General features: G+C 65.3%; 1 protein-coding gene. It reads left to right on the forward strand.

All coding sequences use genetic code 11. The features are described 5' to 3' along the window. Positions 1-354, forward strand: a 354-nt coding sequence (locus HMPREF2883_RS07000) for a FadR/GntR family transcriptional regulator (protein WP_256277375.1), incomplete at both ends; no start/stop codon positions are given.

Raw genomic sequence — 354 nt, forward strand, 5'->3', positions numbered from 1 at the left:
GGTGATGCGTTGCCGACGGAGTCCCAGCTGTGCGCCGACCTGGGAGTATCCCGCTCCTCCGTCCGCGAGGCCGTCCGCACCCTCGTCGCCCTCGACATCGTCGAAGTACGCCACGGACACGGCATGTTCGTCGGCCAGGTCTCCATGCGCCCCATGGTCGAATCCCTCATCTTCAAAGGCCTCCTCAACCCCGGAGACGACCACCGCGGACTACGAGACATCGTCGAAGTACGCCTCACCCTCGACAACGCCCTGGCCGAACCCGTCACCCACGCCTGGCACAACCGCCAAGACCCCGAGCTCGACACCCTCGTCGACAACATCGAGCACCTCGCCTCACAAGGCAAGCTCTAC

This window comes from Actinomyces sp. HMSC075C01 (genome assembly GCF_001812965.1).
In the GTDB taxonomy this organism is placed as follows: Bacteria; Actinomycetota; Actinomycetes; order Actinomycetales; family Actinomycetaceae; genus Actinomyces; species Actinomyces acetigenes.